Below are 18,929 nucleotides of genomic sequence, written 5' to 3' on the forward strand. Positions count from 1 at the left end.
ACGGGCGGTCCTGCGGCGCAGCGCGGGGGCGGGGTTGCGCGGCGGGGGAGAATGGGCGGTGGCCCAGAGGCAAGTGGAGGACCCCTATGACGGAGCCGGACCAGGCTCGGCCAGGCCGGACGGAGCAGCCGCGCACCCCGCGCCGGCCCGCCGCGCTGCTCTTCGAGCCGCCGCTCGCGGAGCCCGACGCCGAGCACTTCTTCGGCCTGGAGTCGCTGGAGGACCCCCGCGAGCTGCTGGCCCGGGCCACCGATCTCACGCTGGCCTTCCGGGCGGCGACCGACCGGGCCATCGAGTACCAGGCGATGGCCGCGGCGCAGCTCGCCGACCCCAAGCGGTTCGACCGGCTGACGCCCGCGGCGATCGCGGAGCGGGCGGACTGGACGGAGGACTACGCGAAGCGGATGGTCGAGTTCGGCCGCGACCTCCTCGCGGGCGGCGGCGCGGGTTCTCCTGCGGAGGGCTAGGTCCCTGTCCGGCACAGCGCGTCCGCGGGCGGGCCGGGCCCTCACAGCGCGCGGGTGCGCGTGGGCGGTACGTGCGAATGCCCGGTGGGGGCGGCGCGGGCCGCAGCCGCGGGTTCGGCGTAAAGCACTGGCGCGCGGGCAAACCGGCGCACAATACGCGCCTCCCCGTCGGCTTGTCCCCGGTTCCGGGGATCTGCGCGGGGGCGTGCGGCAGCGCGCGTAGATGTGGTTTCCATGAAACGTCACGCATCGGACACCTCCGCCAGCGACGTGACCCCCGCCGGCGCCGACTGGCTCGCCTCGGCCAGCCCCTTCCCGCGCAGCGTGTACGCGCTGTGGTCGCAGCGGCCTGCGGCGCCCGCCGTGCTGCCGTGCGGCGGCGCGTTCGACGTGGTGAGCTTCCCCGCGCTGCCGGGCCGCCGGGTGCTGGAGGTGCTGTGGGCGCAGGGCGCCGGCAGCGGGCCCGCCGCGGCCGTACGCGACCGGACGCTGCTCTTCGCCGCCCCCGGCACCGCCGCCCGGCTGCCCGCCCTGCTGGCCTGGGAGGAGTGGCGCCCCGGGCTGCCGCCTGCGCTCTGCCACGGGCCGGGCGACGCGGTCACGCTGCCGCCGGTGTACGGGCGGCGGGAGGGGGCCGGTGTCGCGGCGGCGCGCTGGCTGGTGGCGCCGGAGGTGCGGTTCCCGTGGCTGCCGGGGCCGAAGGAGCTGCTGTGGGGGTGCGTCCGGGCCGCTGCGGCGGCTCCGGAATACCGATTTTCGATCTCCGGGACCCGGGTGCTAAAGTCGTCCACGTCGACAGGCGCCGTTAGCTCAGTTGGTTAGAGCAGCTGACTCTTAATCAGCGGGTCCGGGGTTCGAGTCCCTGACGGCGTACAGCACGCAGGACCGTCGACCCGGGCGCTTTCGGATCTCCGAGAGCGCCCGGTCTGCGTTTCCGGTCCGCCTCGCGCGCTTCACTCACGCTCGGGGTCCTTTTCGACCTGTACGTTCCAGCCCCCGCCCGCCGTCCTGCCGGTCACCTCCACGCGCACACCCTCGCGCTTCAGGTGCAGGCTCTCGCCCTCCGTGAGCGGGGCGTCGGCGAGCGGCGGGTAGACGGAGGTGTCGTGGCAGGCGGCGGAGCGGGGGTGGCCGTCGACGACCTCGACGGGACCGCCGCCGGAGTCGGTGCCGGTGTGGACCCGGTAGACGAGGACGCCCTCGGTGCAGGCGTGCCGGTCGTTCGCGTACCGGCCGCGGGCCTCGACGGCGACGGCGGTGGTGGCGCCGGTGGGCACGACGACCAGCCGGGTGTCCCGCCGCAGGACCGCCGTCCCCTTGCCGTTCTCCCGGGATCCGGCCAGGTCTCCGGCCTCCCCCGCGCCTCCGGCGTTCCCCTCGCCTGCCGCCTCCCCCGTACCTGCCGCACCTCCCGCACCTCTCGCACCTGCTGCGTCCCGCCGCCCCCGGACCTCTTCCGTCCCGTTCTCCGCTTGTGCCTCCGTCGTCCCGCGCGGGGGCGTCCGCGGGCTCACGGGGGCGGACAGCGCGTGCAGCGTGAAGCGGTCCGACCCGGGGTCGCTTGCGCAGCCGACCTGGTCGTCTCCCAGCCAGCCGAGTTTCCACTTGTGCCAGCCGAAGGGGTCGGGTGCCAGCCCGAACTGGCTGCCCATGAGGTCCCAGTCGCCGACGTGGGTGTCCCAGTCGGACCGGCCGTCGACCGGCCGGTGGTAGAGGTCGGGGAGATCGAAGACGTGGCCCGTCTCGTGGGCGAGGACGTTGCGGTCGGGCGGGTGCTGTTCGAAGACGGTGACGATGCGGTGCAGGTCGGTGCCGTCCGCGCGCATCGGGGTTTCGAAGTTGACCACCTTGGTGGCGTCGGAATCCACGCCGGGGGCGTCCGGATCGGCGACAAGATAGACCACGTCGTAATCACGGAAGTCCACTTTCCGATCGGCCGCGGATACCGCGTCGTTCAGGAATCGGCTGCGCGCCGCCGGGTCCCAGTCGCGGGCGATGCCGTAGGACAGGGAGTCCGACGGCATGCGTATCCACCGCTCGCGGGCGTCGACCCGGAGCCGGAACTGGCCGTACGAGGCCCGCTCGAAGAAGTCCGCGGTGGCCGGGAAGTGGTCCCCGGTCAGTTCGTCCGGGGAGGTCAGCGGCTCGGAATCGGGGAAGGAGAGATACACCATCACCGCGTCGAGGGTCTTCTTCGGCCGCGGGTAGGCCGGGTCCCAGCCGGCGACCCCCTCGGAGTGGTGGGCGGCGGTGCGCTCCAGCGCACAGGGGTGGCCGGGCTGGGCGCCGACCGGGTCGGCGATGAGGGAGGTGGCCATGACGGCGGACAGCGAGGTGGCCACGGCGGCGGCCCGGTGCAACGCGCGCGACTGGTCCTGTTCCACAGGGGGTATGGATGGGTGGGCCACATCGACCTCATCGGCTCGGAAGAGTAGGGAACACAGCCCACTTTGTTCGTGTTTGTTCCCGCTCGTCCTGTTCCAGTGCCCCACACGGGTGACTCCGGGGCTGGACGAGAGGGGAGATCAGGAGCATGTGCGGGTAACACAAAGTCACATCTGGTCATTCGCCCGGCAGGAGGCGGCCATGTGCGATCACTCCCGGCCCCATCCGGCTCAGCGCTTTCCGCGCCGTAGCGGCGTCACTGGATCGACACAGCCGGTAGCCCTATGATCGGGCACATTTCCAGCGCTGTGGCTCTGCAGCGGCGGAGCCGAGCGGTCCCCACGGGCGGGAGCGAGCGGTGAGCGTATCTCTCGAAGGTCCGGGCTGCGGGCCCGGGACCTCACTCCAGGCGGTCACGGAACGTCACCTGCCGGCGGGAGCACCCGTGGACGACTTCCGCGCCGCCTTCGACGGGGCCCAGCTCGCGATGGCCGTCGTCGGCGGGGACGGCCTCGTACGGGCCGCGAACGGCCGGATGCTGGAGCTGGTCGGCGCCGGCGAGGGCGGCCTGGCCGGCGCCTCGGCCGCGGAGCTGACCGGTCTGCGCGACGAGCCGTGGAGCTGGGCCGGCTTCGTGGACGTACTCCAGGGCAGGCGCGCCTCGCTGCGCTGCACGCGGCGGATGAAGGACGCGGAGGGCCGGTCGCTGTCGGTCGAGATGACCCTCACGCCGCTGTCCGGCGGCCGGGCGCTGCTGTCGCTCACGGACGTCACCGAGCAGCGCGAGCTGCGCGCGAAGCTGCGCCATCTGAAGATGCACGACCCGGTGACCCGGCTGCCGAACCGGGAGCTGTTCTTCGAGCGGCTCACCGGGGCGCTGCAGGAGGCCAGGCAGGCCGAGGAACCCGCGGCCGAGCACGGCGGCGCGGGGCGGGGCCGCGGGCAGGGCGGGTCGCGTACGCGCTCGCAGGCGCCGCCGCCGGGGGCGGCCGGGCGCGTCGGCCTGGCGTACCTCGACCTGGACGGCTTCAAGGCCGTCAACGACACCCTCGGCCACCGCGTGGGCGACCGGCTGCTCGCCGCCGTCGCCCGCCGGCTGGTGGCCTGTACGGCGGAGGCGGGCAAGGCCGAGAAGCACGGCATCACCGTCGCCCGGCTGGGCGGCGACGAGTTCGCGGTGCTGGTGGCCCGCTCCGCCGGTACGGAGCAGCTCGGGGAGCTGGCGCAGCGGCTGCTCGACGCGCTGCAGGAGCCGTTCGACCTCGCCGGGCAGCGCCTGGCGGTCTCGGCGAGCATCGGCGTCGTCGAGCGGGCGGCCAGCGGGCAGACGGCGACGGCGCTGATGCAGGCCGCCGACACCACGCTGTACTGGGCGAAGGCCGACGGGAAGGCCCGCTGGACCCTCTTCGACCCCGAGCGCAACGCCCACCGGATGACCCGGCAGGCGCTGTCCTCCACGCTCCGCCCGGCCATCGAGCGGGACGAGTTCACGCTCGACTACCAGCCGCTCATCGACCTCGGCGACGGCAGCGTGCGCGGCGTGGAGGCGCTGGTGCGCTGGCAGCACCCGAAGCTCGGTACGCTCACGCCGAATCGGTTCATCGGACTGGCTGAAGAAAACGGCGCGATCGTGCCGCTGGGCCGCTGGGTGCTGGCCACCGCCTGCCGCCGCGCCGCCGGCTGGCGCCGGCTGCGCCCCGCGGACCCGGTGTTCGTCAGCGTCAACGTCGCCGTGCGCCAGGTGTGGGACTCCGACCTGGTCGCCGACGTCGCGCAGATCCTGGAGGAGACGGGCCTGCCGCCGCGGCTGCTGCAGCTGGAGCTGACGGAGTCCGCGGTGATGGGCTCGGCGGGCCGGCCGCTGCAGGCGCTCCAGGAGCTGAGCGAGATGGGCGTGGGCATCGCCATCGACGACTTCGGCACCGGCTACTCCAACCTCGCCTACCTCAGCAGGCTGCCGGTGTCCGCGCTGAAGCTCGACGGATCGTTCGTCCGGGGCTTCAGCTCCGCGGAGCACCCGAGCCCCGCGGACGAGACGATCGTCGAGGCGCTGGTCGACCTGGCGCACCGGCTGGGCATCAGCGTCACCGCGGAGTGCGTGGAGAGCGGCGAGCAGGCCGAGCGGCTGCGCCGGATCGGGTGCGACACGGCGCAGGGCTGGTTCTACTCCCGGGCCGTGCCGGCGGAGCGGGTCGAGCGGCTGCTGTAGGACGGCCGGAGGGCGGTGCCTTCCGGCCGTCGCGTACGTCCGCACGCCCGGCGCGTACGCCCGGCGGACCGCCGCGTACGCCCCCGGGCGCCCGGCGCCCGTCCCGGGGCGCCACGGGGCCCCTGAGCGCCGCTCAGCCCCGGTCGGTGAAGAGCCGCCCCAGCGACGGCTGCACCGTCCGGCGGCCCAGCAGGCGCAGGCCCTCCCAGACCGTCACCTGGTTCGCCGTGAGCACCGGCTTGCCGAGGACCGCCTCCGCCTCCGCGACGTACGCCGCCGTGTGCAGCGCCGTGTCCGGCAGCAGGACCGCCTCCGCGTCCGGGTGGTCGCCGCCGCGGGCCAGCGCCAGCACCTCGTCCCGGCCCCAGGTGCCCACCTCGGCGGCGGTGATGATGCCGCTCCCGCGGGTCGAGGTGACCTCGGCGCCGGCCGCCTTCAGGAAGACGGCGAACAACTCCGCCACGTCGTCGGGATACGTCGCCGCCACCGCCACCCGGCGCAGGCCCAGCTCCCCCACCGCGTGGGCGAAGGCGAAGGACGTGCTGGAGGCGGGCAGCCCGGCGGTCTCGGACAGCTCGGCCACCTGCCCCGCCGCGCCCTCGGGCCCGTAGACGAAGCTGGCGCTGGTGCACGCCCAGACCACGGCCTGCGCCCCCTGCGCCTTCAGCTGGTCGACGCCCGCGGCCAGCCGGGCGGCGGAGCCCATCTCCAGCAGGGCGTCCACGCGGTGCGCGTCCTCGCCGATGTCGGTGTGCACGAGCGGCAGCGCGGTCTCGCCGCCGAGCATGTCCTGGATGCGGGGGTAGTCGTCCTCGGCCGAGTACCCGGGGTAGAGGAAACCGACGGTCGCGGTCGCCCTGGCGTTCTGCTGCACACTGCCTCCGTCCTACGTGAACGTGCGTCCGCCGGCGCGGGCACTCCCCCGCGCCGGGATCTCGGGTGTTCCTCGCCGCCGGCCTACGCCGGCCACTGCCCCGGGTCGTCCGGCCACAGCGGCTCCGACGCGTCCGCCGCGTCGGCGTCCTGCGCCTGCGCCGAGCCGGCCAGCGCCGCCTCCGGCGGCGGCGGGGCGGGCACGTCCGCGGGCGGTGCCGGGACCTCTGGCGGCAGCACGGGCTCCGCCGACAGCACCGTGACGTCGGGGAGCACCGTGGCGTCCGGCGGCGGCATGGAGGCCCAGCCGAGCCGCGCCGCGGGGTCCAGCAGCGCCTGGTAAGGGCCCACGGCCTCCTTGCCGATGCGCTGGAGGGCGGCCCAGACCGTGACCTGGTTCGCCGAGAGCACCGGCATCCGCAGCTCCGCCTCCAGCTGCGGGATGACGTCGTACGTCGGAAGGTTGGTGCAGCTGATGAAGAGCGCGTCCGGAGAGCCCTGCGCGACGGCGATCCGGGCCATCTCGACGACCTCCCGGTACGGAACCCGCCAGATGTGCCGGGTCAGCCCGAGGCTGGCCCGTCCCGTGACCTCGATGCCGCCCTCTTCGAGGAATTCCTCCAGCGCTCCGGTGACGGAGGGCGTGTAGGGCGTGACGATGGCGGTGCGGCGGGCGCCGATCTCGTTCAGCGCGCTGAGCATGGCTCCGGACGTCGTCATCGCCGGCACGGCGGCGGCGGACGACATGGCGGCGGTCATGGCGCGCTCGCCCATGCGGCCGTCGGCGAAGCTGCCGGACGCGCACGCGTAGGCGATGACCTCGGGCGAGACGGCGGTCAGGGCGCGCACCGCCTCCCGCAGGGTCTGGTGCTCACTCACGAGCCTGGCCAGGTCGAGGCTGACCTCGACGGGGACGTAGGGGGTGCGCGTCAGATGCAGGGACACATCGTCCGGCACCCATCGCCAGAGCTCGCGGTCGAGCGCGAAATCAAAAGGGGCTACGACACCCACACCACGCTGTGGCTGTGGTCCGCCCAGAAAAGAGACGTCCATGAGGATGCCCCGTTCGTACGGAGGGCTGGGGGAAGGTAAATCATCTGGAGCAGCCGGTGAGCGACCGGGACGCAGTGACAGATGCGGTTATTGACGAAGGTAGAGGCACACCCCTAGCGTGGTCAATCCTCGCATCTCCGACGTTTTTCCGCCTTCTCATTCAGGCTACATCCAGTACTGCTTCCAGTGCTGCGGACCATTGCAGCAGTGCCACATTGCGGGACGGTTTCCTTCCTATGTCCGAAATCCGCGTGCTCGTCCTCGATGACGACCCGCCGCCCGACCTGGACCGGCTCCGGGGCCGGGCCCAAGTGATCAGCACGGACGAGGAGGGGCTCGCCGAGCTGCTGCCCTCCGCCGACGTGGTGCTGGTGTGGGACTTCACCTCGCCCGCGGTGCGCAGAGCGTGGCCGGGGCCCGGCCCGCGGCCCCGGTGGGTGCACACGCCGAGCGCCGGGGTCGACCATGTGCTCTCCCCCGAGTTCGCCGCCTCCGACACCGTGCTGACCAACGCCCGCGGGGTCTTCGACCGGCCCATCGCGGAGTACGTGGCCGGGCTGGTGCTGGCGATGGCCAAGGACCTGCCCGGCACCTGGGAGCGGCAGCGGCAGCGCCGCTGGCAGCACCGCGAGACGCTGCGGCTGGCGGGGACCCGGGCGGTGGTGGTGGGCGCCGGGCCGATCGGTCGGGCCATCGCGGAGACGCTGGGCTGCCTCGGGGTGCGTACAGAGCTGGTGGGCCGGACCGCGCGCGAGGGCGTACGCGGCCAGGCGGAGCTGCCGGCGCTGCTGGTGGAGGCCGACTGGGTGGTCTGCGTGGCGCCGCTGACCGAGGAGACCCGCGGGATGTTCGGCAGCGACGCGTTCGCCGCGATGCCGGACCGGGCCCGGTTCATCAACGTCGGCCGCGGCCCGCTGGTCGACACCACGGCGCTGGTCGCGGCGCTGGAGCAGCAGGAGATCGCGGCGGCGGCGCTCGACGTCTTCGAGACCGAGCCGCTGGGGCCGGAGGACCCGCTGTGGCAGGTGCCGGGCCTGTTCGTCTCGCCGCACATGAGCGGCGACACCGTCGGCTGGCGCGGGGACCTGTCGGAGCAGTTCCTGGAGCTGTTCGACCTGTGGGAGGCCGGCCGGCCGCTCTTCAACGTCGTGGACAAGCAGCTCGGGTACGTACGGTGACGCAGAATGCAGGGAACGTTGAGCAGGCGGAGCAGGCGGCGAAGGCGGCGGACGACCGAGGAGGCGGCGGGATGACGGGGAGCACGGATCCGGCGGATCTCACGGCGGTGGAGCTGCTGCGCGGCTACCGCTCCGGGGCGCTGTCGCCCGTCGAGGCCACCCGCGCGGCGCTCGCGCGCGCGGCCCGGGCGCAGGAGCTGACCAACGCCTTCGTCACCCTCGACGACGCCGTACGGGACGAGGCGCTCGCCGGCGCCGAGGCGTCCGCGCGCCGCTGGCAGCGCGGCGAGCCCGCCGGGCTGCTCGACGGGGTGCCCGTGACCGTCAAGGACATGATCCTCCAGCGCGGCGCCCCCACGCTGCGCGGCTCCCGGCTCGTCAACCCCGGCCTCGAGTGGGACGAGGACGGCCCCTCCGTTGCGCGGCTGCGGGAGCACGGGGCGGTGTTCCTCGGCAAGACCACAACGCCGGAGTTCGGCTGGAAGGGCACCACGGACAGCCCGCTGAACGGGGTCACCACGAACCCGTACGACACGGGCCGCACCACCGGCGGCTCCAGCGGCGGCAGCGGGGCGGCGGTGGCGCTGGGCGCGGGGCCGCTGAGCCTGGGCACGGACGGCGGCGGCTCGGTGCGGATCCCGGCCGCGTTCTGCGGGATCGTCGCGCTGAAGGCCACGTACGGGCGGGTGCCGCTGTATCCGGCGAGCCCCTTCGGCACGCTCGCGCACGTCGGGCCGATGGCCCGGGACGTCCGGGACACGGCCCTGCTGATGGACGTGGTCAGCGGCGCGGACCCGCGGGACTGGTCGCAGCTCGGCCCGCCCGCCGGCGGCTTCGTCGACGCCCTGGACGGGGCCGCGGACGGGGTGCGGGGGCTGCGGGTGGCGTACAGCGCGTCGTTCGGCGGGCAGGTGCCCGTCGACCGGCAGGTGGCCGCGGTGGTGCGGGGCGCGGTGGAGCGGCTCTCCGACCTCGGGGCGTACGTGGAGGAGGCCGACCCGCGGCTGTGCGAGGGGCTCGCCGCGTGCCAGGAGGCGTTCCACACCCTGTGGTTCAGCGGCGCCGCCCGGGTGGTGCAGCCGTACGGTCCGCAGGCGCGGGAGCGGATGGACCCGGGGCTGCGCGAGATCGTCGAGCTGGGCGAGCGGTACAGCGCGCTGGACTACCTGGCCGCGGTGGACGTGCGGATGGCGCTCGGGCAGTCGATGGGGCGCTTCCACCAGACGTACGACGTGCTGGTCACCCCGACCGTGCCGATCACGGCGTTCGAGGCGGGGGCGGAGGTGCCGAAGGACTCGGGGTACACCCGGTGGACCGGGTGGACCCCGTTCACGTACCCCTTCAACCTCACGCAGCAGCCGGCCCTCAGCCTGCCCTGCGGGGTGGACGGGGCGGGGCTGCCGGTGGGGCTGCAGCTCGTCGCGGCGCGGCACCGGGACGCGCTGGTGCTGCGCACGGCGCAGGCGCTGTACGAGTCGGGGATCGCGGACGGCATCAGGCCGCCGGAGTCCGCCGTCGGCTGAGCCAAGACGCTACGGGGCCGCGTGCGCGGCCCCGTAGCACCTCACGGCGTCAGAGCCGGCGGAAGTTGAGGGTCTCGCCGAGCGCCCCGGCCCGCCACAGGTCCTGGCAGGCGGCGGCCATCTCGTCCAGGCCCTCCACGACCGAGCCCCACACGATGCCGGGGACCCATCCCGAGTCGCCGTTGATGAGCAGGTTGTTCCGCTCGTAGAAGAGCGCGAGGTCGACGACGCTCGTACGGCCCTGGTGCTTGGCCTCCGCCTCGTAGCCGTAGCTGGCGGTGCCGAGCACGGTGTCCGTGAAGCTGAAGTAGCACAGGTCCCCGGGGATCGGGGTGACGGTCGGGTTCTCCAGCGGCGGCTCGGCGGCCGCGAACGCGGGCAGCAGGGCGTAGATCTCGTTGCGCGCGTACTTCGCGTGGTAGACGTCGCCGCCGAGCGGGAGCGCGTCCCACACCGCGGCACAGGTCACGGGCGCTCTGTCGTCGAGCAGCTTCGCAGTGCAGCGAACGCCGCGCTTGGCCAGAGAGACCTCGACAAATCGTGCAGACATGCACCACTCCCTCGTTCGGTGTATCCCACGATAACGGGAGGATCACCGCGCGGAACCGACCCGCATAACTTCGGCGGGGGCGGGTAGCCGCGCGCCCATGGTTCTACGTGGTGAGAACGAGACGAGAAGCGGGCCGGGCGGGCTGAGGCGCCGCACGCTGCTCGCATCAGCCGCCGCCGTCGGCGCGGCCGGCGCGATCGGCGGCGCCGCCGGTTGCAGCCGGACCGCCGAGGCGGACGGCACCGTCGAAGGGGGTGACCTGCTCGAACAGCTGCGAGACCGCGGCGTCGTCAAGGTCGGCATCGCCGGCGAGGTGCCCTTCGGCTATATCAACGAGGACGGCGACGCCGTCGGGGAGGCGCCGGCGATCGCCGAGGTCGTCTTCAAGCGGCTGGGGATTCCCAAGATCGAACCGGTGCCGGTGGAGTTCGGGGCGTTGATCCCGGGGCTCAAGGTCTCGCTGTTCGACGTGGTGTCCGCGGGAATGTACATCAACCCGGACAGATGTGCCCAGGTGCTCTTCGCGGACCCCGACTATCTGATGTTGGACGCCTTCATCGTCAAGAAGGGCAACCCGCACGGCATCGAGGATTACAAGGACATCGCGGACCAGGGTCTGAAGCTGGCGAGCGGCACCGCGTACGCCGAGATCGACTACGCGAAGGCCAACGGGGTCAAGGAGGTCCTGGTCCTGCCGGACCAGGTGGCCGGCCTCGAAGCCGTCGAGCAGGGCCGCGTGGACGCCTTCGCCGGCACCAACGTCACGGTGTTCAACGCGGTCAAGGGCTCCAAGCGGGCCGAGAGCACGAAGCCCTTCCAGCCGATCGTCGACGGCGAGCCCGCCTACGGCGCCGGCGGCTTCGCCTTCCGGCTCTCGGAGAAGAACCTGCGCGACGCCTTCAACAAGGAGTTGCACAAGCTCAAGGAGAGCGGCGAACTGCTCCGCCTCGTCAAGCCCTACGGCTTCACCGAACGGGAGATGACGGACAAGACGGTGAAGGAGCTGTGTCCCTGATGATGACCTGGGATTTCTTCACCGGGTGGTTCCTCCCGGGCATCTGGATCACGATCCAGGTGCTGGTCTACAGCGCGCTGCTGTCCGCCCTGGTGGCGTTCGTCGTCGGTACGCTGCGGACCTCGCGGTTCTGGATCGTGCGGTTCCTCGCCGGCACGTACTTCGAGATCTTCCGCGGCATGTCCGCCCTGATCTTCATGTTCTGGATGGCCTTCGCGGTGCCGCTGATGCTCGGCTGGCAGTTCGTGCCGCTGTGGTCCGGCACCCTGGCGCTGGGCCTGACCTACGGCGCGTACGGCTCCGAAATCGTCCGCGGTGCGCTGGCGGCGGTGCCCGCGGCGCAGCGGGAGGCGGGCATCGCGCTCAGCTTCACCCGCTGGCAGCGGCTGCGCCGCATAGAGCTTCCGCAGGCGTGGCCGGAGATGATCCCGCCGTTCAACAACCTGCTGATCGAGCTGTTGAAGGGCACGTCGCTGGTGTCGGTCATCGCCGTCGCCGACATGACGTTCGCCGGGAACCTGCTGCGGCTGGCGAAGAACGAGAGCGCGCCGATCTACACGCTGCTGCTGGTCCTCTACTTCATTCTCGCGTTCATCCTCACCCGCCTCATGCGGATGCTGGAGCGCCGGGCCAAAGCGGGGGTGGGCCGGGCTCCGGAGAAGAGGAACGGCTTGCTCTCCCGCAAGCTCAGCCCCAGCGGTGAGTCCATGCAGGCGAGCACTCAAGGCGCTGGAGGTCTGGGATGACGTTCGACTGGGAGGTCGTCGACGAGTTCATGCCGCGGTTCTGGGACGGCGTGCTCGTCACGCTCCAGGCCCTGGCGCTCGGCACGCTGATCGCCTTCGCCCTCGGCCTGGTGTGGGCCATGGCGCAGCGGGCGCCGCAGCGGTGGGTCCGCTGGCCGGTGACCGCGGTCACCGAGTTCATCCGGAACACGCCGCTGCTGGTGCAGCTGTTCTTCCTGTTCTACGTGGTCCCCCAGTGGGGCCCGTCCATGTCCCCGCTCACCACCGGCATCGTCGGCCTGGGCCTGCACTACTCGACGTACACCGCCGAGGTGTACCGCGCGGGCATCGAGGGCGTACCGGTCGGCCAGTGGGAGGCGGCGAAGGCGCTCAGCCTGTCGCGGGGGCGGACGTGGTCGTCCGTGATCCTGCCGCAGGCCATCCGCCGGGTGGTGCCCGCGCTGGGCAACTACGTGGTCGCGATGCTCAAGGACTCGCCGATGATCGCCGTCATCGGCGCGCTGGACATGCTCGGCGAGGCCCGGCAGTTCAGCAACGAGACCTTCACCACCGAGGCCATCACCGTCGTGGGCGTGGCGTTCATCGTGATCGCGTACCCCGCTTCCCTTTTGATCCGAGTTCTGGAGCGTCGCCTTGTCAACAACACCTGACTCCACCACCGAGAACCCGCCCGTCGACGGCAGCGAGCTGATCCGCTTCGACAACGTGACCAAGCGGTTCGGCGACAACGTCGTCCTGGACGACCTCTGCTTCGACGTGTCGTCCGGCAAGCACGTGACGCTCATCGGGCCCTCCGGGTCGGGCAAGACGACGATCCTGCGGCTGCTGATGACCCTGGTGGAGCCGGACAGCGGCACCATCAAGGTCAACGGCGACTACCTCTTCCACGAGGAGCGCAACGGCAAGCTGGAGCCGGCGGGCGAGAACCACATCCGCGAGGTGCGCAAGAACATCGGCATGGTGTTCCAGCAGTTCAACCTCTTCCCGAACATGAAGGTGATGCGGAACATCACCGAGGCCCCGGTGCACGTGCTGGGCATGGCGAAGGACGAGGCGGAGGCCCGCGCGCGGGAGCTGCTGGAGCTGGTGGGCCTCACCGAGCACATCGACAAGTACCCGACGCAGCTCTCCGGCGGCCAGCAGCAGCGCGTGGCGATCGCCCGGGCACTGGCGATGCGCCCGCAGGTGCTGCTCCTGGACGAGGTCACCTCGGCGCTGGACCCGGAGCTGGTCGCGGGCGTGCTGGACCTGCTGCGGGACATCGCGCAGACGACGGACATCACGATGCTCTGCGTCACCCACGAGATGAACTTCGCGCGGGACATCTCCGACGACGTGCTGATGTTCGACGCCGGGAAGATCATCGAGTCCGGACCGCCGGAGAAGATCTTCAGCGAGCCGGAGGAGGAGCGCACCCAGCAGTTCCTGAACGCGATCCTCTGAGGCGGCGGCGGACGCCATCGGACGGGCGTCCTCCGGTGCCGGAGGGCGCCCGCCGGCGTGTTCCCCGCGGACACGGCGGGCGCGGGGGCGAACGCATGGGTGACGGTGGGGAGTTGTGCGGCTACGGTGGGGTACGGGCCGCGGTGAGGTCGACGGGACTTCGGGGCCTGCCCAGGAGTGGGGAGACCACGTGGCGGTCCTGCACCCGAACCCCGGGGACCAGCCCCCGGGCCGGCGACCGGAGCCGGCGGACGACGCACCGGCGGCGCCCTTCCCCTCCGTACGGCACGCCTTCCGCGTGCTGGAGGCCGCGGCCCGGCACGGCGGCGAGGGGGTGCCCGTCGCCCTGCTCGCCCGCGAGACCGGCCTGCCGCCCGGGCAGTTGGCGCAGCTGCTGCTGACGCTGCGCAGGCAGCGCTACCTGGAGCGGCTGGAGGACGGCTCGTACACGATCGGCGAGGCCGTGGCGCTGCTCGGCGCGGGCGGGAGCCGGATGCGGGCGGTCCACGACAAGCTGCTGCGGGGGATGAACGACCTGCGGAAGGCGACGCGGGCGGCGATCTACCTGGGCCGGTACGAGGACGGGGAGGTCCGCGTCACGCAGGTCGCGGACGCGCCGGGGACGCCGCGGGTGAACGAGTGGGTGGACTTCCGCTCGGCGGCGCACGCGACGGCGATAGGCAAGTGCCTCCTGACGCAACTGGACCACGACGCCCGCCGCGAACACCTCTCGCGCCACCGCACGGCGCGGCTGACGTCGCGGACGCTCACGAGCGAGAGGGCGGTGCTGGCGGCGCTGGACCGCCAGGTGGCGACGGTCCCGACCCTGGACCTCCAGGAGTACGCGGTGGGCACGGTCTGCGCGGCGGTCCCGCTGACGGCGGGCCGCGAGGTGGGCTGCGTGGCGCTGTCACTCCCGGTCCACCAGACCCACCGCCTCAGGGCGGCGGCGGAGAAGCTGAACACGGAGGCGGGAAACCTGCTGCTGGCGCTGTCGCTGTAGCGGGCGCCCACAGGGCCGGGGAGGCCGGGGACGCCGCGGAGCGGCGGGCGGCACGGGGGCGCTGCGCGGCGAGGGGCGGGCCCGGTAGCGCGGTGCGGCGCGGTCGGCTCCCGCGGCAGCGGCGCGACAGGCCCCCGGGCCCGTTGCCCCGTCTGTGCGCCCGGCGCCGCAGGCGCCCTGCAGCGGTCCGCACCCCCGCGGGCGGCCCCCGCGGTGCCGTCCACCCGCCGCGCCCCGCGCAGCGGGTTCGCGTGCGGCGGGAGGGATTCGAACCCTCAAGCCCTGTCAGGGGCCACAGATCCTAAGTCTGCTGCGTCAGCCATTGCGCCACCGCCGCTCGCCCGGAATGTTACCCGCCCCCGGATCGCGGCCCCGATACGGCGGGTTGGGCCCCGCGGGCCCGCGGGGGCCGCGGCGTCGTAGGGTGCCGCAATGCGTACCGAACCGCTGGCCGACGACGCCTGGGCCCTCCTCGGCGGGCGGCGCCGCGCCGTGCTGGGGCTCGCGGGGGCGCCCGGAGCCGGGAAGTCGACGCTGGCCCGCGCGCTCGTCGCCGCGCTGCGCGCGCGGCACGGGGCCGGGGCCGCCGCGTACGTGCCGCTCGACGGCTTCCACCTCTCCAACGCCCAGCTCGACCGCCTCGGCCTGCGCGACCGCAAGGGCTCGGAGCCGAGCTTCGACGCCGCCGGCTACGCGGCGCTCCTGCGCCGGCTGGCGGAGGAGCCGGACGCCGAGGTGTACGTGCCGGACTTCGACCGCGCCCTCGACGAGCCCGTCGCCGCCCGCCACCATGTCCCGCCCGGCACCCGGCTGATCGTCACCGAGGGCAACTACCTCGCCTGCGACCTCCCCGGCTGGCGCGCGGCGCGGGCGCTGATGGCGGAGGTCTGGTACGTCGACGCCGCCGACGCGGTGCGCGACGCCCGGCTGATGGAGCGCCACGTGGGCTTCGGCCGCACGGCGGCAGCGTCCCGCGCCTGGATAGACGCGAACGACGCGCCCAACGCGGAGTTGGTGAAGGCGTCGCGTGCGCGGTGCGACCGGATCGTGGCGGCCGACGACCCGGCCGACAGCCCGGCCGACAGCCCCGCCGGGGCGGCGGACGGCGCCCCCGGTGGCGGCCCGCCCGGCGACATCCTCGTCGTCAGCGGTCCGCCGGGGGCCGGCAAGACCACCGTCGCCCGGCTCCTCGCCGCGGAGTCCGGACTCGCCGTCCACCTCCACACCGACGACTTCTGGGCCTTCATCGCCCGCGGCGGCATCGCCCCCTACCTCCCCGAGGCCCGGCGCCAGAACGAGACCGTCGTCGCCGTCGCCGCGGGCGCCGCCGCCCGGTACGCCGCCGGCGGCTACCGCGTCGTCCTCGACGGCGTCGTCGGCCCCTGGTTCGTCGACGCGTACCGCGCCGCGGCCGGCGCCGCCGGCGTCCCCCTGCACTACGTCGTCCTGCGCCCCGACGAGGCGACGACCCTGGCCCGCGCCACCGCCCGTACCGGCCCCGGCGCGCTGACCGACCCCGGGCCCGTACGGGCCATGCACCGGGAGTTCGCCGACCTCGGCCCGTACGAAGGGCATGCGCTGGACACCGGCGGGCAGCCGCCCGAGGCGACCGCCGCCGCCGTGCGGGACGCCGTCGCCGCCGGTACGCACCGCCTCGGCTGAGGCCGCGGACAGGCGGAGACGCAGACAAGCGGACACGCGAAGAGCCCGGGCCGACCGGCCCGGGCTCTTCGGGGTGCGTACGCCGCCAGGGACTCGAACCCCGGACCCGCTGATTAAGAGTCAGCTGCTCTAACCAACTGAGCTAGCGGCGCAGGTCGTCTTGCACGACGCCGTCAAGCATACCGGCTCACCGGGGGTGCTCAGGCACCCTCCGGGAGCCGTACGACCCGGCCCTCCGACGCCGACAGGCGGGCCGCCTCCAGCACCCGCAGCGTCGCCGCGGCCTCGGCGGCGGTGACGGGCGGGGGCGTGCCGGTGCGCAGGGCCTCGACGATGCCGGCGTAGTACGCGGGGTAGGCGCCGGGGAGGGTGGGGACCGGTTCGCCGCCGCCGGTGAGCGGGGACTCCCCGGCGCCGAGGCGGCCCCACGCGGACTCGGGCTCCGTGCCCCAGGCACCCTCCGCCCTGTCCGCCCCGTCCGCCCCGTCGCCCGGGCGGCGGCCCTCGCGCAGCGCCGCCTCCTGCGGGTCGAGCCCGTACTTCACGTACCCGGCGCGGTTGCCCAGCACCCGGAAGCGCGGCCCGAGCTGCGGGGCCATCGCGGTCATCCACAGGTGTGTGCGGACGCCCCCGGCGTGCACCAGCGCGACGAAGTCGTCGTCGTCGACCACCGAGCCGGCCCGCCGCGCGTCGGACTCGGCGTAGACGGAGGTGACCGGGCCGAAGAGGGTCAGCGCCTGGTCGACGAGGTGGCTGCCCAGGTCGTACAGCAGCCCGCCGACGTCCGCGGGGTCGGCCGAGTCGCGCCAGCCGCCGCGCAGCGAGGGCCGCCAGCGCTCGAAGCGGGACTCGAAGCGGTGGACGTCGCCGAGCGCCCCGTCGGCGAGGAGCGCGGCGAGCGTGCGGAAGTCGTTGTCCCAGCGGCGGTTGTGGAAGGCGGAGAGGAGCAGTCCGCGGGCCTCGGCGAGGGTCGCCAGCTCGCCGGCCTCGGCGGCGGTGGCGGCGATCGGCTTGTCCACGACGACGGGCAGCCCGGCCTCCAGCGCGGCGGTGGCCAGCGGCACGTGGGTGCGGTTGGGGGTGGCGACGACGGCGAGGTCGAGGCGGTCGGCGCGGGCGAGGAGTTCGTCGGCGGTGGCGACGGTGGTGGCGTCCGGGTACGCGGCGCGCACCTGCTTCTGCCGCTCGGGGTCGCCGGTGACGACGGTGTCCAGGACGAGCCCGTCCGTGGCCGCGACGAGGGGGGCGTGGAAGACGGACCCGGCGAGTCCGTAACCGAGGAGACCGACGCGCAGGGGGGTGCTGCCAGGGGTGCCATCCATGTCCGTCACTCAACCACACCGCCCGCGCGGGCCCGGGGGCGGGCGGGGCGTCGGCCCCCGGTGCCCGTTCGGGCCGGGGGTTGCGCCGGACGGGCGTCATGGAGGCAGGCGTTGGGCCGTTCGGAGCCGCCTCGCCGATCGCCGCGGCGGGGGGCGTGGCACGGTCGCGAGCATGGGACCGCGTTCCGTACTCGTCCGCACGGCCGCCGCCGCAGCCCTCCTCCTCTGTCCCGTCTCCCCCGTCTCCCCCGCCGCGGCCGGTGCCGCGGCGGCGCAGGAGCCGCCGCCCGGCCGGGCGTTCGCGCCGCGCTGCGGCGACCCGGGGGCCGGGCGCTTCCCCGTGGAGACGGCGCTGCGCGGCGACGGCGCCGCGCTCCGGGCGGGCGGCGAGCGGGGCGGCCTGACGCTGCGGCTGCACAACGCCTCGGGCGGCTCCTGCCGCGACGTGCACCCCGTGGCCGTACTCGGCCACGAGGGCGGCGGGCGGCTCCGGCCCGCGGACATCCGGCTGGAGTTCCACGACGCGCAGGCGCGGCGGTGGCGGCCGGTGGACTTCGAGCGGACGGGCGCGGACGAGAGCGCGGGGGTGTTCGCGGGCGGCTTCCGCGGTTTCGTGCTGCGGGCGGGAGAGAGCCGCGAGGTGCCGGTACGCATCGGCTTCGCCGAGGGCGCACCGCGGGGGCGGGTCACCCTGAACGTGACCACGGTGCAGCGGCGCGGGGACGACGGCGAGTGGGTGGGGCAGTCGAAGGACTACGGGATGCGCGTCGAGCCGGGGCGCCGCTGCTGCGGCGGGAGGGCGGAACCGGAGCGCTCCGCGGCGCCGGAGGAGGCGACGCCGCGGCACCCGGAGCCGTCCGGCGGGGGCGGGGGCGGCGGTCCGGGGCGGCCGACCGGACCCGCGCACGGGGGCGCGCCGGGAGCGCCGGGCGCGCCGGAGAGCGCGGGGGGCCCGGAGGGTCCGGAAGGTTCGGAAGGTCCGCGGGTGCCGGGGAACACGGGAAGCCCGCGGGCCTCGGCAACACCGGCGTCGCCGAGGGCCTCGGAGGCACCGGAGGCACCGGGCACGCCGGGCACCCGCCCACCGGGACCGGGAACGCCGGCCGCCCCCGGCCCGGAACAGCCGACCGCCCCGGAGCGGCCGACCGGCCCGGAGCGGCCGACCGGCCCGCCGCCGCCGCGGCCCGGCGGCGTACCCCTGTGGCCGGGCGACGTACGGCAGCGACCGCCCCTGCTCCCCGACGCGGCCCCGATGCCGGAGAGCCTCGCCGCAACGGGCCCCCGGGCCGCCGCCGCGGTGGGGGCGGGGGCGGCCGGATCGCTGCTCCTGGGCACCGCCCTCCTCCTCGCCGCCCGCCACCTCCGCCGCACCCCCCGCCGCCCCACGCGGCCCCCGGCCCCGGACTGCCCCGCCGCGACGGGACAACCGGGCCGCCCCTCCCCGCCACCGCCCGGCTGACCGGGCCGCGCGCTCCCGCCGCCGGCTCCCCGTTCCCCCCT

The 18,929-nt window shown here is 74.2% G+C and carries 17 protein-coding genes and 3 tRNA genes; 13 read left to right on the top strand and 7 right to left on the bottom strand.

What is annotated here, in order from left to right; translation table 11 throughout:
- Nucleotides 1-86: 86 nt before the first annotated feature.
- From LG396_RS35690 to LG396_RS35700, 3 genes are all read left to right on the top strand, one after another.
- Nucleotides 87-467, top strand: coding sequence for a DUF8844 domain-containing protein (locus LG396_RS35690; RefSeq protein ID WP_018834087.1), 381 nt, complete (start codon nt 87-89; stop codon nt 465-467).
- A 234-nt stretch (nt 468-701) separates the two neighbouring features.
- A complete protein-coding gene (locus LG396_RS35695; protein ID WP_225797891.1) occupies nt 702-1,289 on the top strand; it encodes a bifunctional DNA primase/polymerase in 588 nt (195 codons plus the stop codon).
- A tRNA-Lys gene (locus LG396_RS35700) sits at nt 1,267-1,340 on the top strand. The genes LG396_RS35695 and LG396_RS35700 overlap by 23 nt, the downstream gene beginning before the upstream one ends.
- Before the next feature lie 80 nt (nt 1,341-1,420).
- On the opposite strand, the gene LG396_RS35705 is transcribed toward LG396_RS35700, so the two are convergent.
- On the bottom strand, nt 1,421-2,851 hold the full coding sequence (locus LG396_RS35705; RefSeq protein WP_225797892.1) for a M6 family metalloprotease domain-containing protein: 1,431 nt from the start codon (nt 2,849-2,851) through the stop codon (nt 1,421-1,423).
- 446 nt (nt 2,852-3,297) lie between these two features.
- Between LG396_RS35705 and LG396_RS35710 the strand changes: the two genes are divergently transcribed.
- On the top strand, nt 3,298-5,061 hold the full coding sequence (locus tag LG396_RS35710) for a putative bifunctional diguanylate cyclase/phosphodiesterase (RefSeq protein ID WP_027766852.1): 1,764 nt from the start codon (nt 3,298-3,300) through the stop codon (nt 5,059-5,061).
- 133 nt (nt 5,062-5,194) lie between these two features.
- Here the strand turns inward: LG396_RS35710 and LG396_RS35715 are convergent, their stop codons facing one another.
- A complete protein-coding gene (locus tag LG396_RS35715; protein WP_018834084.1) occupies nt 5,195-5,935 on the bottom strand; it encodes a maleate cis-trans isomerase family protein in 741 nt (246 codons plus the stop codon).
- A gap of 83 nt (nt 5,936-6,018) precedes the next feature.
- Entirely contained in the window at nt 6,019-6,987 is a 969-nt protein-coding gene (locus LG396_RS35720; protein WP_037729678.1) for a maleate cis-trans isomerase family protein, read from the bottom strand.
- Between the two features lie 236 nt (nt 6,988-7,223).
- Here LG396_RS35720 and LG396_RS35725 point away from each other — a divergent pair, with 236 nt between their 5' ends.
- Nucleotides 7,224-8,165, top strand: a complete 942-nt coding sequence (locus LG396_RS35725; protein WP_018834082.1) for a D-2-hydroxyacid dehydrogenase — start codon at nt 7,224-7,226, stop codon at nt 8,163-8,165.
- Nucleotides 8,166-8,236: 71 nt separating this feature from the next.
- Nucleotides 8,237-9,688, top strand: a complete 1,452-nt coding sequence (locus LG396_RS35730) for an amidase (RefSeq protein ID WP_225797893.1) — start codon at nt 8,237-8,239, stop codon at nt 9,686-9,688.
- 49 nt (nt 9,689-9,737) lie between these two features.
- Here the strand turns inward: LG396_RS35730 and LG396_RS35735 are convergent, their stop codons facing one another.
- The gene (locus LG396_RS35735; protein WP_026275999.1) at nt 9,738-10,238 is read right to left on the bottom strand and encodes a DUF3830 family protein; all 501 of its coding nucleotides are present in this window, start codon (nt 10,236-10,238) and stop codon (nt 9,738-9,740) included.
- Between the two features lie 97 nt (nt 10,239-10,335).
- Here LG396_RS35735 and ehuB point away from each other — a divergent pair, with 97 nt between their 5' ends.
- The 5 genes from ehuB (at nt 10,336) to LG396_RS35760 (ending at nt 14,445) form a co-directional block, all read left to right on the top strand.
- On the top strand, nt 10,336-11,253 hold the full coding sequence (gene ehuB, locus LG396_RS35740) for an ectoine/hydroxyectoine ABC transporter substrate-binding protein EhuB (protein ID WP_018834079.1): 918 nt from the start codon (nt 10,336-10,338) through the stop codon (nt 11,251-11,253).
- Nucleotides 11,253-11,999 (top strand): ectoine/hydroxyectoine ABC transporter permease subunit EhuC, encoded by a 747-nt coding sequence (gene ehuC / locus LG396_RS35745; protein ID WP_018834078.1) that lies wholly within the window; start codon nt 11,253-11,255, stop codon nt 11,997-11,999. The genes ehuB and ehuC overlap by 1 nt, the downstream gene beginning before the upstream one ends.
- Nucleotides 11,996-12,649 (top strand): ectoine/hydroxyectoine ABC transporter permease subunit EhuD, encoded by a 654-nt coding sequence (gene ehuD / locus LG396_RS35750; RefSeq protein WP_027741753.1) that lies wholly within the window; start codon nt 11,996-11,998, stop codon nt 12,647-12,649. Before ehuC ends, ehuD begins: the two co-directional genes overlap by 4 nt.
- On the top strand, nt 12,633-13,442 hold the full coding sequence (gene ehuA / locus LG396_RS35755; RefSeq protein WP_018834076.1) for an ectoine/hydroxyectoine ABC transporter ATP-binding protein EhuA: 810 nt from the start codon (nt 12,633-12,635) through the stop codon (nt 13,440-13,442). Before ehuD ends, ehuA begins: the two co-directional genes overlap by 17 nt.
- Nucleotides 13,443-13,641: 199 nt before the next feature.
- Complete coding sequence (locus LG396_RS35760; protein ID WP_051642863.1) at nt 13,642-14,445, top strand: IclR family transcriptional regulator; 804 nt, start codon at nt 13,642-13,644, stop codon at nt 14,443-14,445.
- Between the two features lie 252 nt (nt 14,446-14,697).
- On the opposite strand, the gene LG396_RS35765 is transcribed toward LG396_RS35760, so the two are convergent.
- A tRNA-Leu gene (locus LG396_RS35765) sits at nt 14,698-14,782 on the bottom strand.
- 95 nt (nt 14,783-14,877) lie between these two features.
- Between LG396_RS35765 and LG396_RS35770 the strand changes: the two genes are divergently transcribed.
- Nucleotides 14,878-16,107, top strand: a complete 1,230-nt coding sequence (locus LG396_RS35770) for a nucleoside/nucleotide kinase family protein (RefSeq protein ID WP_225797894.1) — start codon at nt 14,878-14,880, stop codon at nt 16,105-16,107.
- A gap of 78 nt (nt 16,108-16,185) precedes the next feature.
- Here LG396_RS35770 and LG396_RS35775 read toward each other — a convergent pair.
- Nucleotides 16,186-16,259: transfer RNA gene (locus LG396_RS35775), tRNA-Lys, on the bottom strand.
- Nucleotides 16,260-16,307: 48 nt separating this feature from the next.
- A complete protein-coding gene (locus LG396_RS35780) occupies nt 16,308-17,429 on the bottom strand; it encodes a Gfo/Idh/MocA family oxidoreductase (RefSeq protein ID WP_225797895.1) in 1,122 nt (373 codons plus the stop codon).
- Nucleotides 17,430-17,601: 172 nt separating this feature from the next.
- Between LG396_RS35780 and LG396_RS35785 the strand changes: the two genes are divergently transcribed.
- On the top strand, nt 17,602-18,888 hold the full coding sequence (locus tag LG396_RS35785) for a hypothetical protein (protein ID WP_225797896.1): 1,287 nt from the start codon (nt 17,602-17,604) through the stop codon (nt 18,886-18,888).
- The last annotated feature ends 41 nt before the right edge of the window (nt 18,889-18,929 follow it).

It is taken from the genome of Streptomyces aculeolatus (assembly GCF_020400605.1).
Lineage (GTDB): Bacteria > Actinomycetota > Actinomycetes > Streptomycetales > Streptomycetaceae > Streptomyces > Streptomyces aculeolatus.